The following is a 15,163-nucleotide window of genomic DNA, read 5'->3' as shown; positions in this document are numbered from 1 at the left end:
CGCTGGTGTACCGGGGCATGCTCGACGAGTACCGGGGCGGCGGCGGCCCGCGTCTGGGACCCCCGGCTGGTGGCGGCCCTGGTGGGCATCCACCAGACGTACACCTCCGGCGAGCGACGACACCGACTGGTACGCCAAGGCTGACCGCCGGGCTCGGCCGGTACGGCCCGAACCGGCCCGGACGCGAAGCGGGGCGGTGCCCACGGCCGTGGGCACCGCCCCGCTGAGACGGAACCAGTGTCAGTAGACCGCGACCCCGTATGCGCTCAGCGCCTCGCGCACCGGCTGGTGCAGGGCGGAGCCGTTGGTCCCGGTGCAGCCGGAGCTGCCCGAGTGGATGCCCAGTGCCGTCGATCCCGCGAAGTGGGCGCCACCGCTGTCGCCGCCCGCCGAACAGGCCGTCGTGCGGACCAGGTTGTAGACCGGACCGTCGCTGTAGTTCACGGTGACGTTCACGGCGGTCACCGTGCCGCTGGTCACCTTCGTCGTGGAGCCGGACTTGCGCAGGGACTGGCCCACGATCGCGTCGGCCGCGGAGCCGATGTCCTGGTAGCTGCCGTTGTACAGGTTGACGTTGCCGGCGGGCACCGAGCCGTTCGTGTAGCGGACGATGCCGTAGTCGTTGGTCGGGAAGCTGGTGCCCTCACGGGTGCCGATGGACGGTCCGCCGGAGGTGGCCGACCAGCTGCTCGCCGAGTTGGTGCAGTGCCCGGCGGTCAGGAAGTAACGGGTCGTCCCCTTCGAGACGTTGAAGGCCGCCGAGCAGCGGTAGCCGCCGCCGTAGATCGCGTCCCCGCCCGCCACCTCCTCGGTGAAGACGCCGGGTACGCGCGTGATCCGCACGCTGTCGCCGAGTGTCGCGGCGACCCTCTTCAGCCGGGCCATGTCCCGGGTGGAGACCGACGAGTCGGCCTCCACCGCGACCTGGTTCGCCCGGGGGTCGATGCCCCACGACGTGCCGGTGATCCGGGCCTTCGCCTGCAGTGTGTCCATCGCGGACCGCAGCTGTGCCCTGCTGCGCGAGACGAGCTCGGCGCGGGCGCCGGTCGCCCGTACCTGTTCGGCGGCCTCGGCGTCCGTCACCGTGACCACCAGTTCCCCGCTCGCGGGGTCGAGGTAGGAGCCGGCGGTGCGGTCGCCGAGGTCGCGTGCGATCGCGCTGTGCTGGGCGTACTGGGCGGCGGTCGCCGCGACGCCCGGGGCCGGGCCGGCTGCCGGTGCTGGATCGTCGGCGGCGGAAGCGGCCCCGGCCGTGGTGGAGCCGAGTCCGACGGCGGTCAGGGCCAGAAGGGCGGGAAGGCAGATGCGCGCGCGGAGCGTGCGTCTCATCAGGGCTTCTCCTTCTACGAGTCCGTGGGGGGATTGCCGTGGGGAACGGCAATGTGGACTGGACCAGTCCGGAGTGCGGACTCAATGTGGCATGACCCTGACATCGATACAAGGGTGCCGCCGCGCGCTTGCGCCTACTGGCCGGAGGCAATCACCGGATAGTGGTCGGACAGGTTGGTGTACGTGTACGTGGTGCCCCAGCTGGACACCGACCAGGGCGCACTCTGCTCCTTGATCACCTCATTGGTCCAGCCCGCGGGCCGCGCGTGTCCCGCCCGGTGCAGCACGTAGTCCAGATCCTCGCGCGGGTCGTCGGGGTAGCGCTCGGCGGCGATCGGGTTCTCCTGGGTGTCGAAGGAGTACGGGTGCCCGGTCCGCGCGTCGGCCCCCGCGAAGCCGCCGTCGGCCAGCATCCGGCTGTACTCGGGCGTGCGGGAATCGACGTTGAGGTCTCCGGCCACGATCACCTGCTCGGCCGCCGGGATGTTCTTGGCGTCCAGGAACGCGTCCATCGCACGGAACTGACGGCTGCGCATCTCCGCCGCCTCGCCCGCGTCGCACCCGGGATCCGTCGACTGCGCGTGCGTACCCACGACGTGGACCCTCGTGCCGTTCACGTCCAGGACCGCGTAGACGAACCCCTTGTTGGAGTACCAGTCCGCACCGCAGGCGTCCTTGTAGACGTACTGCTCCTTGCGCACGATCGGCCATCTGCTGAGGACCGTGACACCGCCGTCCTCGGGCGTCGTCGCCGAGTACGCGCCGCTCGTCGCGTCCCAGCCGTCCCTGCTGCGGCCCATCACGGGCGTCTGGTGCGGATACCGGTCCGCCGCCCTGCTCTTGAGCGCGTCCGACGAGGAGTTGTCGAACGCCTCCTGGAGCACGACCACGTCGTGCCCCTGGAAGAACGGGGCCGCGGGAATGGCGGACGCCCGGTGGTCCTGGCCCCAGTTGGGGTAGAGCGACTTGCTGAACAGGAACGCGTTGTAGGTCAGGACCTTCAGGTTCGGCGTACCAGCGGCCGGGGCCGCGGCCGCCGTCGGAGCCGTGCCCGCCAAGGTGGTGGCGGCAAGCGCGGCGGACAGGGCGACGGACACGGCGACGCCGGAAAAACGGCGGAGCTCTGCGTGCGGCACTGAATCTCCCATTCGTAGTGGGGGGTTGCTGTCGGCCTGTGGACCGGCGCCGCACATCAAAGCAGTCTTAGTTACCTTCTGGTAATGGGTAGGTGCCCGCCTTCTTTACGCCGCCCCAAGATCAAGGGCGGATCCCGTCGCAGGCGATGGGCAGATGCCGCGGCCCGCGCAGCACGGCGTTCTGCCGGTACGGAGGCGGGTCCTCCAGTAGACGTGGGTTCTCCAGCCTGCGGGCCAGTTCCGACAGGGCGAGTTGGGCCTCCAGCCGGGCGAGTGGTGCGCCGAAACAACTGTGGATGCCGCTGCCCAGGCCGAGGTGCTGGATGTCCCTGCGGTCCGGGTCGAAGCGGTCCGGGTCGTCGAAGCGCTGGGGATCGCGGTTGCCGGACGCCAGAACCAACCAGAGGGAGGCGCCCTTGGGGATGGAGACGCCGCGGATCTCGATGTCGGCGAGGGTGGTGCGCTGCGGCACCAGTTGCACCGGCGGCTCGAAGCGCAGCAGTTCCTCGACGATGGGCACGGCCAGCCGCGGATCCGCACGCAGCCGCTGGAGGACGCCGGGGTTGCGCAGCAGGGTCAGCATTCCGTTGGTGATGAGGTTGACGGTGGTCTCGTGCCCCGCGATCAGCAGCAGCGCCGCGGTGCTCAGCAGTTCCATTGTGGTCATCGCGCCGTCCGGGCCCTTGGCCGTCGCCAGCTCGGAGAGCATGTCGTCTCCGGGCTTCTTGCGGCGTTCCTCGATCAGGCCGGCCAGGTACATGCCCAGTTGCATACGGGCCTCGTGCGACTCCTTGCCCCGTTCGGCGGGATCCGCGTCCGGGTCGGGGTCCAGGCTCGCGGCGATGGTGTCCGCCCAGGTGTGGAAGCGCGCCTCATCCGCGCGCGGCACCCCGAGCAGCCGGCAGATCACGGTCACCGGGAAGGGGTACGAGAACTGCTCCACCAGATCGATCCGGCCGGTGTCGCCGATGCCGTCGATGAGACCGGAGACGATTTCGTGGAGCTCTCCACGCATCCCGTCGACCCGGTGGGGGGAGTGCGGCGGGCCGAAGGTCCGGTTCGTCATGCGTCGCAGCCGGTCGTGCTCCGGCGGGTCGAGCCGCAGGAAGCCCGGTGGCAGGGCGCTCTCCTCCTCCTGGGCCGACTCAGCCAGCGGGTCGCGGGCGGTCGACGCCAGATTGCGCGCGTCGGAACTGATCCGGGGGTCGTGGAGGAGGCTGCGGATCTCGTAGTAGGTGCTGACGACGTACGGCCCGTCCTCCTCGTGGTGGACCGGTGTCTTCCGCAGCTCTTCGTAAATCGGGTACGGATCGGCGCGGTTGGCGTAGTCCAGGATCTGGTGGAGCAGGGATTGTGTCATGGCGGGTCCTCGTGGCCGTGCGGTCAGTGCGCGGGAGTGAACGTCATCCGGCGGTCGGCCGGCGAATATCCGCTGAGGGTCACAGTGGGGCCGTGGGTCGGGACCGACGGGTCGGGGAAGTCCGCGTCCACCGGCCGCTGTCCGTCCGGGTGCCGGTCGACCGTGGCGAACGTCGGCGGGAACGGCGCGGTGGTCTCGATCAGCTCCTGGTAGAACGGCAGCCACCGGGCCTGGTCGAAGGCGACCGCGCCGATGACACGCCCCTGGTACCCGTAGACGCCGACGAACCTGCGACTGCCGAGCGTGCCCTGCGAGACGATGATCTCCGTCCCCAGCGACGGCACCCCGACCGATTTGATGTTCACGCCGAACTGCGAGGACCAGAAGGCCGGCACCCACATGTGGGGGAGACGGTCGGCGCTCTCACTGAGCATGTTGTGCGCTGCGATCCCGGCCTGGGCGACGGCATTGCCCCAGTGCTCCAGGGACAGGAACTGGTAGCCGAACAAGGCGTGCGGGGAGCGGGCGACGTCGCCTGCCACAAAGATGTCGTCGGTCACGATTCCGCGGATGTCGAAGGCGCGGCAGCCGGCGTCGCAGGCGATGCCGCGGGGGCCGGCCCCGAGTCCGGACCCGGCGAGCCATTCGGTGTTGCGGGTGGCGCCGAGCGAGACGACCACCACGTCGGTCTCCACGGTGGAGCCGTCGGACAGGTGCGCCGCGCGGACCCGTCCCGAGGAGTCTCCTTCCAGAGCGGTGACCATGACCCCGCACCGCAGATCCACGCCGTGCTCGCGCTGGAGGTCGGCGGCGACGGCGCCGACCACCCCGCCGAGCGCCCCGACCAGGGGTGCCGCGGCGCGCTCTGCGACGGTGACGGGCAGGCCGCGTTCGCGGCAGGCGGAGGCGATCTCCGAGCCGGTGAATCCGGCCCCGATGACGAAGACCCGCTTGGGTCCCTCGGCGAGCCGCCGCGCGAGCCCGGCGCCGTCCTGACGGGTCCGCAGCACGAAGACGCCGTCGAGTTCCGCCTCGGCCTCACGCGGCCACGGGCGGGCCCGCACCCCGGTGGCGATCAGAAGCCGGTCGTACGGCACCTCGTCGCCGTCGGCCAGCCTCACCCGCCTGGCGGCCATGTCCAGGCCGGTGGCCGGTACGCCGAGCCGCCACGTCGCGTCGAGGGCCCGGCGCCTGGGCAGCGCGGTGCCGTCGGCGGGCGCCATGCCCAGCAGCACCTGCTTGGACAGCGGGGGTCGGTCGTACGGCTCGTGGGGCTCGTCGCCGATCATCGTCAGGGAACCCGCGAAGCCCTTGTCGCGCAGGGTCTCCGCAGCCCGCAGGCCCGCCAGCGAGGCGCCGACGACGACGATGCGGCCCTCACGTCTGAGCCGTTCCAGGGATCCGTCACCGTTCACCGGACACCGCCTCGGCCGGTGCGTCCGTCGCATCGACGAGGATGGCCTGGACGGGGCAGGCCGCGGAGGCCTGTGCCAGCTTCTCGCGCTGTGCCTCATCGGCCTCCGGGTGGTACAGCAGCCCCTCCTCGCCGTGCATGGTGAAGACGTCGGGGGCGAGGAAGGCACACTGCGCGTACCCCTGACAGCGGTTCAGGTCGACGACAAGCCTTACCAAGGGATCGGTCCTCTCCTATGGGCTCGGGTCCCCCTGGACAACCCTCCGGGGTCGGAGGAGATGTGGCGACGAGGAGGAGACCGTTGGAGTGAGCGCTGCCCCGGCTCAGACCGGGGCAGCGGGCGGTGACCCTGGGTGACGCCGGCCCCGCAGGATCTGCAGGCCGACGACCAGAGCCCAGGCGGGAAAGACCAGTTCGGACCACGGCAGGTCCGCTCCCACCACGAGCAGTGTCAGGCCCGCCAGATAGCCGAGGACGACGAGCGGGCGCGGGAAGACGCCGAGTCGGCGGCCGATGGCCGAGGTTGTGAAGATGAACACCGCCGCCATCCGCATCGTGTACGTGGTCAGCAGGGTGTAGGCGAAGTGGCGGCCGAAAGGCGGGTGCTGCTGACTCTCGTCGAGTACGGTCCCGGCCGCCGCGGCGCTGCCGAACAGGGTTGCGACGAAGACCAGCCCGCTCCCCAGGAACACGGTGGAGACGAACCGGTCCTCCGCCTCACCGGCCTGTTCGCGCAGGGCGCCCATGAACCACAGGAACGCGATCCCGGCGAACGGGAGCAGCGCCAGCGCCGCCTGCACGGCGTCCCGCTGCCCGGCGTCGACGGTGATGTCGTCCCCCTCGGCACCGCCGGGCAGGGCAAGGCGCATCAGGACGATCGCCGCGGCCATCAGGACGGCGAACACCACCCCGGCGATCCCGGCAGCCCGTGGTGTGCCGAGGTGCTCGTGCTTCGACCCCATGCCCTCTCGCTTTCTGTACCCCTTTCGTACAGACAGCAGCGATTCGGCAGCTCGCGCCACCGGGGCCGCTCGGGAGGACGAGCATGGTGCGCCGTACAGGTCATGGGCGACGTCGGCTGCCCGGTCTCGTCCGGCCGGGCGCATGTGCTCCGGGTCGCATACTGGGAGGTGACCGACCGGGCCGCACCCAGGGGAGATAGCCGATGAGCAGGGCAGCCGCCGAAGACCCCCTTCCGCCCCCGCCCGGCGGCGTGCTCTGGGGACTCGCCGGTGACGTCCGCGCCCTGCTGATGCTGCCCGCGGCGCTCACCATGCAGGTGGCCCACCCCGCGGTGGGCGCCGGCGTCGACGAGCACTCCGTCTTCCGAACCGACCCCTGGGGCCGCGGCGAACGCTCCCTGCGCTCGCTCCAACTGTGGATCTACGGCGGCGAGGAAGCGGCCGCCGAGGGCCGGCGGCTGCGCGCGCTGCACCGCACCATCCAGGGCACCGACGCCCACGGCCGCCGGTACCACGCCCTCGACCCCGCCCACTACTCCTGGGTCCACGCCACCGGCTTCCCCGTCTACCGGCACGCCGCCCGCTACCTGGTGCGCGAACTCACCGAGGCCGAGGAACGGCAGCTGTACGCCGAGTGGCTCCAGGTCGGCCGCGTCCTCGGCATCCACGACCGGGACATGCCGCAGACCGTCGAGGAATTCTGGCCCTACTTCCGCGCGATGCTCGCCGACGAGATCGAACCGACCGCCGTCGTACGCGAACTCGTCGACGTCCACCAGCCGGTGCCGCCGCCCGACCGGGGCCCCCTGCCCCTGCGTCTCGTCCTGCGGATCCTGTGGCCCCTGATGCTGCCCCCGCTCGCCCGCTTCCGCCGCTTCATGACCATCGGGCTGATGCCGCCCGACGCCCGCGAGGCCATCGGCCTCGACTGGACGGACGAACAGGAGCGCGCACTGCGCCGGTTCGGCCGCGTCGTCCGGATCGTCGTGCCCCTGCTCCCCGAACGGCTGCGCTACCTCCCGCTCGCCCGGCGGGCCCGGCGCGAGGCACGCCGGACCGGCCGGCTCAGGAGTCCAGCCCGCCGCGCGCGATGACGTCCGCGTACCAGTGCGCGCTGTCCTTGAACGTACGCCGCTGGGTCGCGAAGTCCACGTGCACGATGCCGAACCGCTTGCTGTACCCGTACGCCCACTCGAAGTTGTCCAGCAGCGACCACAGGAAGTAGCCCCGCACGTCGGCACCGGCCTCGATCGCCCGGTGCACCGCCGCGAGGTGCGCGCGCAGGTAGGCCACCCGCTCCGGGTCCTTGACCGCGCCGGACGGGTCGGCGTAGTCGTCGTACGCGGCCCCGTTCTCGGTGATCACCAGCGGCACACCCGGCAGGTCGTCGCGCAGCCGGGTCAGCAGCTCGTACAGCCCCTCCGCGTCCACGGGCCAGTCCATCGCGGTGCGCGGGCCCGGCGCCGGCAGGAAGCGCACATGCTCCTCGGCGCCCGCCCAGGGCGACGGCGCCGGCGACGAACCGGCGGCGACGACGGTGGGGGAGTAGTAGTTGATGCCGAGCGAGTCGATCGGCTCCGACGCCGCCTCCAGATCGCCCTCCCGCACGAACGACCAGTCCGTCACGGACACGGTGTCGCGGACCAGGTCCTCCGGCAGCCGGCCGTGGAACACCGGGTCGAGGAAGATCCGGTTGCCCACCGCGTCGATCCGGCGCGCCGCGTCGACGTCGGAGGCGGAGCCCGAAAGGGGCCGCACCGCATGGAGGTTGAGCGTGAGCGACACCTCGCACTGCGCGGGCAGCCGGGAGCGCAGCTCCCGCACCGCCCAGCCGTGCGCCAGGTTGAAGTGGTGGGCGGCCCGCAGCGAGGCGAGCGGGCTGGTGCGGCCCGGGGCGTGCACCCCGTTGCCGTACCCGAGGAAGGCGGCGCACCACGGCTCGTTGAGCGTCGTCCAGGTCGACACCCGGTCACCGAGCGCCCCGGCCGTGATCCCCGCGTACTCGCCGAACCGCTGCGCCGTCTCGCGCTGCGGCCAGCCGCCCGCGTCCTCCAGTTCCTGCGGGAGGTCCCAGTGGTAGAGCGTGGCCACCGGCCGGATGCCGGCGTCGAGCAGCTCGTCGACGAGCCTGCGATAGAAGTCCAGCCCCTTCTGCACGGCCGGGCCCCGGCCGGTGGGCTGCACCCGCGGCCAGGCGACCGAGAAGCGGTAGTCCGTGACGCCGAGCCGTTTCATGAGCGCGATGTCCTCGCTCATGCGGTGGTAGTGGTCGGCGGCGATGTCGCCGGTGTCGCCGTTGCGGACCTTGCCCGGGATGCGGCTGAACGTGTCCCAGATGGACGGGGTGCGCCCGTCCTCGGCTGCCGCACCCTCGATCTGGTACGCCGCTGTGGCGGTGCCCCAGCGGAAAGCCGCCGGGAACCGGAGCGTCGCCGTCGTGTCGGGGCGTGCGTCGAGCGCGGTCATGAGGATGGAACTCCCAGGAGTGAGACGTCGTACGAGGAGAGAAGGCGCCGGGGTCAGCCCTTGACCGCGCCCTGCATGATGCCGCCGACGATCTGCCGGCCGAGCAGGCCGAAGACCAGCAGCACCGGAAGCGTGCCGAGCAGGGTGCCCGCCATGATCACGGACTGGTCGTGGACATAGCCGCCGCCGAGCTGGCGCAGCGCGACCTGGACGGTCGGCTCCTGCGAGGAGAGGGCGACGATCGGCCAGAAGAAGTCGTTCCAGGCGGCCATGAAGGTCAGCATGCCGAGCACGGCCATCCCGGGCCGGGCGACGGGCACCACGATCGACCAGAAGATCCTGGCCGTGGAGGCGCCGTCCACACGGGCGGCCTCGATCAGCTCGTCGGGCAGGGACTGGACCAGGTACTGCCGCATGAAGAACACGCCGAAGGCGGAGACGAGTCCGGGCAGGATCACGGCCTGCAGCTGGTTCACCCACTGCAGTTCGGCGATCAGCATGAACAGCGGGATGACGCCGAGCTGCGGCGGGATCATCATCGTGCCGACCGTGACGGCGAGCAGCGCGCCCCGGCCCCGGAAGCGCAGCTTGGCGAAGGCGAACCCGGCGAGCGTGCAGCACAGGACGGTGCCGACGGTGATCGAGGCGGACACGACGAAGGAGTTGAGCAGCGCCTTGCCGATGTCGGCCTCCTCCATCACCGCCTCGAAGTTGTGGATCAGGCGGGAGCCGGGCAGCAGCGTCGGCGGCACCTTGGCCAGGTCGGCGTTGGACCGGCTGGCCGCGACGATCGTCCAGTAGAACGGGAAGGCGGAGACGAGGACCGCGAGGATCAGGATCGCGTAGGCGAGCTTCCCGCCGTGCATCGTGCGGCCGGCGCCCGACCGGGCCCGGCGGCGCCCGGGCTCCCTGCGCGTCTCGGTGGCCGGCTGCTTGACCGGCGGGTCGGCGAGCGCGGTCATCGGCCGGCCTCCTTGCGCGAACGGCGGCGCGCGACCAGGGCGTTGACCCCGACCAGCACCAGGATCAGCAGGAACATCACCCAGGCGATGGCGGCGGCCCGGCCCAGGTGGAAGAAGCCCCAGCCCTGCTCGTACATGTACAGGCCGAGCGTCTGGTACTGGTGCGAGATGCCACCGGAGACGGAGCCCTCGAACAGCAGCGGCTCGCCGAAGAGCTGGGTGGCGCCGATGGTGGAGACGACGACGGTGAAGACGATGGTGGGCCGCAGACCCGGCAGCGTCACATGGAAGAACTGCCGCCACCGCGAGGCCCCGTCCATCTCGGCCGCCTCGTACAGCTCGGCCGGGATGGACTGCATGCCCGCCAGGTAGATCAGCGCGTTGTAGCCCGTCCAGCGCCAGATGACGATGGTGGAGACGGCGATCTGCGAGGCGAGCGTCCCGGTCTGCCAGTCGACCGGGGAGATGCCGACCAGCCCCAGGACGTAGTTGACGAGCCCGAAGTCGCGGCCGAAGAGCTGGGCGAAGACGAGCGTGGCCGCGGCCACCGAGGTGGCGTACGGCAGCAGCATCGCCGTGCGCAGGAACGTGCGGCCGCGCAGCCGGTAATTGAGCAGGTGCGCCAGGCCCAGCGCCATCACCAGCTGCGGCACCGTCGACAGCACCCCGATGGTGAACGTATTGCGCAGCGCGGTCCAGAAGAACTCGTCACCCAGCAGTGCCGTGTAGTTGCCGAACCCGCGCCACTCCATCTCGCCGGGCGTCTGGAGCTCCACCCGGTAGAGCGAAACGAACGCCGTGTAGAGGAGCGGGAAGAGGCCGAAGGCGGCGAAGAGCGTGAAGAACGGGGCGATGTAGGCGTACGGCGAGACTTTGCGCCAGGTGCGCCGTACGGCCGGCGGCCTCGGCGGCGCGTACGGCTTCGCGGGAGCGGTGAGGGTCACGGTGCGGCCCTTCGGAGGGAGTCGGTACAGGGCGGGGGCCTCAGGGCCCGGTCCGGGGCGGGGGGAGGTCAGGGACCGGGTCCGGAGGCTTTGGGCCCTCTCTTTCGGATCTCGCCGGGCTCGCGTGCCCTGGCACGCGAGCCCGCCGCGTTGTCGTCGGTCGGCATGGCTCCGCCATGCCTCCTCCCCCTGCGTCCTGCGGGCGTGGGGGGATCCCCGCTCACTGATCCGGCCTGACCGAAAGAGAGGACCTGGGTGTCAGCCGACGGTGTTGTCGACGCCCTTCTTCGCGTTCGACCACGCCTTGTCGGGTGAGATGCCCTTGCGCTCGACCTCGCTCAGCGCGTTGGTGATCTGCTGGTTCACGTTCTGGTCGTGGACGCCGAGCACCTGGACCGGTGCGGCCTTCGCCGCGTCACCGAAGATCTGCCCGATGGGGGCGTTCGAGAAGTACGGGTCCTTCGCGTCGGCGACCTTGTCGATCGCGCCCGTCGCCGAGGGGAAGTTGCCCTGCTTCTGGAAGAGCTTGGCCTGCTGTTCGGGGGCGGTGAGCCACGCGATCAGCTCGTACGCCTCCTTCTTGTGCTTCGCGGCGCGCGGGATCGACAGGTAGGAGCCGCCCCAGTTGCCGGCGCCGCCGGGCAGTTTCGCGATGTCCCACTTGCCCTGGCCGCCGTCGCCGGCCTGGCCCTTGATGTAACCGAGCATCCAGGCGGGGCACGGGATGGTGGCGAAGGAACCGGCGGCGAAGGCCTGGTTCCACTGCGGGGACCACTGGTCGAGCTCGGCGCTCAGTCCGTCCTCCGCGGCCTTGACGGAGGTGCTCCACGCGGTCTTCAGGGCGGGGTTGGTCTCCCAGATCAGCTTTCCGGAGGCGTCGTAGTAACGCTCCTTCTCCTGGCCGATCATGATGGAGAACAGGCTGCCGACACTGTCCAGCCAGGCGCTCTTGGCGGGTGCCTTCGCCTTGTACTGCCGGCCCAGCTCCAGGTAGCCCTCCCACGTCGACCACTTCTTCGCGAGCTCCTCGCGGTCCGTGGGGAGTCCGGCCTGCTTCAGCAGGTCCGTGCGGTAGCACATGGCCTCCGGGCCGACGTCCGTGCCGAGCCCGAGGACCTGGCCGTCCTTGCCGGTCGCGGCCGCCCATTTGGCCTCGGCGAACCGGCTCTGGAGCTTGTCGGCGCCGTACGTCCTCAGGTCCTCGAACTTGTCGGCCTGCTGCTGGGTGACCGACGCGATCCGTCCGACCTCGATGCCCTGGACGTCGGCGAGACCGCCGCCGCCGGCGAGCCGGGTCTGCAGGGACTTCCAGTAGTCGGCCTCGTCCTCGGTGTCCGTCTGCTTGATCGTGACGTCCGGGTGGAGCTTCTCGTACTCCGCGTAGAGCCCGGCCTCCTTGTAGCCGAAGGAGCCGAACAGGTCGACGGTGAGCGTGACCTTTCCGCCCGCGCTGTCGGCGGCGCCGTCGGACGACCCTCCGCAGGCGGCGAGCAGTGCCCCGGCGAGTGCGACCGCTCCCAGTCGGACGGCGGCCCTCCTGGCGGCTCGGGCTATGGGCATGGAAGCCTCCCTTGGCTTCGGGGTGGAGCGAGAGCGCGGATGGTCGGTCCTGCGTGAGAGCGCTCTCAGATGTGGCGACTGGAGCGTGCCCCCTCCGTGCGCGCCCCGTCAATAGTCGAAGACATAACGGCTTGGACTCACGCCCAAGTCCCTTTCCTGTCCCCTCTATTGACACGTGTGTTTCAGGAGTTTTACGTTGCGCCCATCTGAGAGCGCTCTCGGCCCCCCAATCCATGATGACGTGAGGTGCCGTCCATGCCAGCCCCCCGCACCGGACCAGCTGCCGCGCTGGTCCTGGCCACCACCCTGGCCGCCGTCGGACTAGGCCCCGCCGCCGCACCCGCGGCCGCCGCCACCGTCCCCGTAGGCTCCGGCAGTTACTCCGACACCCGCCCCGCCGGCACGTCCGGCCCCACCACCGACACCGGCACACCGGTCACCCCCAAGGTCACCGCCGCCGCCTCGTCCCGGCCGGTGCCCACCAACGACTGGTGGTCCTCCCTCGCCTTCCAGCGCTACGGCGACAACCCGTACTCCACCCCCATGTACGGCCACCCGCTCACCTACCAGGCCACCGCCGGCGGCCTCGACGTCGGGTACCCCACCAGCGCCGCGATCGTCGGCGACGGCCGCCAGTACGAGTTCGCCCACAAGCGGGATCTGACCATCGGCCTCGCCGGCCTCAACTCCCGTGACACCAAGGCCGACGACTGGTCCGACTGGACCGTGACCCCCTACTGGTCCGACGGCACCCGCACGCTGCGCACCACCATCGGGCACGGCCTGCCCTTCGTGTACGCCAAGGGCACCGGCGCCAACGCGCAGATCACCACGGCCGCCGCCCCGACCGTCTTCGCGGACCAGGGCAACGTCCTCGGCATCACTGTCGCGGGCCACCACTACGCCCTGTTCGCCCCCACCGGCAGCGACTGGAACGTCTCCGGGTCCACGATCAGCGCGGGTCTGGGCGGCAAGGACTACTTCTCCCTCGCCGTCCTGCCCTCCACCGACGCGCTCGCGACGTACAAGAAGTACGCCTACAGCTTCGTCACCGGGTCCAAAGTCGCCTGGAGCAGCACCGGCGGCACGGTGAAGGCCACGTACTCGCTCACCACCGAGGCCAAGGAGGGCACCGAGCGCGGCACGCTCCAGGCCCTGTACCGCCACCAGTGGCTGCACACCACCGACCCGCTCACCCCGTACACGTACGTCTCGCCGCGCGGCACCATGAAGGTCCGCGACGGTGCCTCGTTCACCACCTCGCAGAAGGCGTCCGGCGTGCTCCCCGCCCTGCCGAGGTCGAGCGGCGTGGACACGGCGCGGCTGCGCGGGTACCTGAACGAGGTGGTGAACGCCTCCGATCCGTTTTCCGGCGCCACCGACACCTACTGGACCGGCAAGGCGCTCGGCCGCCTCGCCCAGCTCGTGCCCGTCGCCGACCAGATCGGCGAGAGCGCCGTCCGCGACCGGCTCATCGGCCTGATCAAGGGCAGGCTCCAGGAGTGGTTCACCACGGGCGGCGCGGCCGAGTTCTCGTACGACAAGAACTGGCGGACGCTGACCGGCTACCCGGCCTCCTACGGCAGCGACACCGAGCTCAACGACCACCACTTCCACTACGGCTACTACGTCTACGCGGCGGCCGTCGTCGCCCAGTACGACCAGGCGTGGGCCGCCGACTCCGCGTGGGGCGGCATGGTGAAGACCCTGGTCAGGGACACCGCCAACCCCAGCCGCACCGACACCGCCTTCCCCTTCCTGCGCGGCTTCGACGTGTACGCGGGCCACAGCTGGGCGTCGGGCCACCAGGGCTTCGCGGCGGGCAACAACCAGGAGTCGTCGTCGGAGTCCACCAATCTCAGTGCCGCACTGGTCCTGTGGGGCTCGGCGACCGGCGACACCGCGCTGCGCGACCTCGGCTCCTACCTGCTGACCACGGAGGCGGAGTCGATCGCGCAGTACTGGTTCGACGCCGACGAGCAGGTCTTCCCCGGCTCCTTCGGCCATGACACGGCCGGCATGGTGTGGGGCAGCGGCGCCGCGTACGCCACCTGGTGGACCGCCAACCCCGAGGAGATCCACGGCATCAACGTGCTCCCCGTGACCGGCGGTTCACTCCACCTCGGCGGCGAGAAGGCGGCGATCCGGCGCAACATCGCCGAGATGGAGCGGGAGAACGGCGGCCCGGCCGTCGAATGGCGCGACATCCTCTGGGAGTTCCAGTCGCTCGCCGACCCGGCGGCCGCCAAGTCGAAGTGGGACGCGGGCCACGCCGGCTACACCCCAGAGCAGGGCGAGTCCAAGGCCCACACGTACCACTGGATCGCCACGCTGGACACACTCGGCGCCCCGGACCCGACCGTGACCGGGGACATCCCGACCTCGGCCGTCTTCACCAAGGGCACGGTACGGACGTACGCGGCGCACAACCATGGCGCGACCGCCCGCACCGTGACATTCTCCGACGGCAGGACGCTGACCGTACCGGCCCGGTCGACCGCGACCGGCACCGGCAGCGGGGGCGACCCGGACCCCCAGCCGCCGGCGGGCAACACGTACCAGCTGCGCAGCGGAGGCACCCTGACCACGGCGACCGGCGGCACGGCGGGCAGCGACACGATCCCGTCCGCCGACGGCGCCAACCACGACGGCACCCCGTACCGGCCGCTGGTCTACGAGGTCCGCGGCGTGACCGGCACGCTCACGTCCGGCGCCTCGACCGCCTTCCGGCTCCCGGTGGACGCGGGCACCACGGTCGGCCTCGGCCAGCAGGCCCGGGTCAGCTACGACCTCACGGGCGACGGCACCTTCGAGCGGACCGAGACCTACCACTACTTCGCCACCGACCCCGTGGCGGGCTGGGAGGAGTACGCACAGTCGCGCGGGCTCAAGTCGGCGACCGGCACTCTCGGCAACATGGCCGGCGGCACCGTACGGCTGGAGGTGTGGAGCGCGATCGGCAACGGCACGTCCCGGCTCCAGACCGGAACGGACAAGTCCGTGCTGGTGATCCCCTTCGGCTGACAGGGC

Annotated in this window: 12 protein-coding genes; 2 read left to right on the top strand and 10 right to left on the bottom strand. The window is 71.0% G+C overall.

Translation table 11 applies throughout. The annotated features are described in order from the left end of the window. Nucleotides 1–240: 240 nt before the first annotated feature. From ACF08N_RS00930 to ACF08N_RS00905, 6 genes are all read right to left on the bottom strand, one after another. Nucleotides 241–1,329: a S1 family peptidase gene (locus ACF08N_RS00930; RefSeq protein WP_392322402.1), complete on the bottom strand. Its 1,089-nt coding sequence runs from the start codon at nucleotides 1,327–1,329 to the stop codon at nucleotides 241–243. Nucleotides 1,330–1,463: 134 nt separating this feature from the next. Then, complete coding sequence (sph, locus tag ACF08N_RS00925; RefSeq protein WP_392322401.1) at nucleotides 1,464–2,477, bottom strand: sphingomyelin phosphodiesterase; 1,014 nt, start codon at nucleotides 2,475–2,477, stop codon at nucleotides 1,464–1,466. Nucleotides 2,478–2,586: 109 nt separating this feature from the next. After that, complete coding sequence (locus ACF08N_RS00920) at nucleotides 2,587–3,825, bottom strand: cytochrome P450 (RefSeq protein WP_392322400.1); 1,239 nt, start codon at nucleotides 3,823–3,825, stop codon at nucleotides 2,587–2,589. A gap of 23 nt (nucleotides 3,826–3,848) precedes the next feature. Beyond that, nucleotides 3,849–5,273 carry an NAD(P)/FAD-dependent oxidoreductase gene (locus ACF08N_RS00915; RefSeq protein WP_392322399.1) on the bottom strand — a complete coding sequence of 475 codons (1,425 nt, stop codon included), beginning with the start codon at nucleotides 5,271–5,273 and terminating at the stop codon, nucleotides 3,849–3,851. Further along, nucleotides 5,230–5,457, bottom strand: coding sequence for a ferredoxin (locus ACF08N_RS00910; RefSeq protein ID WP_392322398.1), 228 nt, complete (start codon nucleotides 5,455–5,457; stop codon nucleotides 5,230–5,232). The genes ACF08N_RS00915 and ACF08N_RS00910 overlap by 44 nt, the downstream gene beginning before the upstream one ends. Nucleotides 5,458–5,562: 105 nt before the next feature. Beyond that, entirely contained in the window at nucleotides 5,563–6,201 is a 639-nt protein-coding gene (locus ACF08N_RS00905) for a hypothetical protein (protein ID WP_392322397.1), read from the bottom strand. A 203-nt stretch (nucleotides 6,202–6,404) separates the two neighbouring features. Between ACF08N_RS00905 and ACF08N_RS00900 the strand changes: the two genes are divergently transcribed. Continuing rightward, complete coding sequence (locus ACF08N_RS00900; protein WP_392322396.1) at nucleotides 6,405–7,295, top strand: oxygenase MpaB family protein; 891 nt, start codon at nucleotides 6,405–6,407, stop codon at nucleotides 7,293–7,295. On the opposite strand, the gene ACF08N_RS00895 is transcribed toward ACF08N_RS00900, so the two are convergent. From ACF08N_RS00895 to ACF08N_RS00880, 4 genes are all read right to left on the bottom strand, one after another. Continuing rightward, complete coding sequence (locus ACF08N_RS00895) at nucleotides 7,267–8,667, bottom strand: GH1 family beta-glucosidase (RefSeq protein WP_392322395.1); 1,401 nt, start codon at nucleotides 8,665–8,667, stop codon at nucleotides 7,267–7,269. The two genes, ACF08N_RS00900 and ACF08N_RS00895, sit on opposite strands and share 29 nt — an antisense overlap. A 53-nt stretch (nucleotides 8,668–8,720) precedes the next feature. Beyond that, entirely contained in the window at nucleotides 8,721–9,629 is a 909-nt protein-coding gene (locus tag ACF08N_RS00890; RefSeq protein WP_392322394.1) for a carbohydrate ABC transporter permease, read from the bottom strand. Then, nucleotides 9,626–10,573: a carbohydrate ABC transporter permease gene (locus ACF08N_RS00885; protein ID WP_392322393.1), complete on the bottom strand. Its 948-nt coding sequence runs from the start codon at nucleotides 10,571–10,573 to the stop codon at nucleotides 9,626–9,628. The genes ACF08N_RS00890 and ACF08N_RS00885 overlap by 4 nt, the downstream gene beginning before the upstream one ends. Before the next feature lie 258 nt (nucleotides 10,574–10,831). Continuing rightward, nucleotides 10,832–12,133, bottom strand: a complete 1,302-nt coding sequence (locus ACF08N_RS00880; RefSeq protein WP_392322392.1) for an extracellular solute-binding protein — start codon at nucleotides 12,131–12,133, stop codon at nucleotides 10,832–10,834. A gap of 255 nt (nucleotides 12,134–12,388) precedes the next feature. Here ACF08N_RS00880 and ACF08N_RS00875 point away from each other — a divergent pair, with 255 nt between their 5' ends. After that, nucleotides 12,389–15,157, top strand: coding sequence for a glycosyl hydrolase (locus ACF08N_RS00875; protein ID WP_392322391.1), 2,769 nt, complete (start codon nucleotides 12,389–12,391; stop codon nucleotides 15,155–15,157). Nucleotides 15,158–15,163 lie beyond the last annotated feature (6 nt).

The organism is Streptomyces sp. NPDC015127 (assembly GCF_043080095.1).
GTDB lineage: Bacteria > Actinomycetota > Actinomycetes > Streptomycetales > Streptomycetaceae > Streptomyces.
Note: the sequence above shows the minus strand (reverse complement) of the source record. Positions and strands in the feature narration are given on the sequence as shown.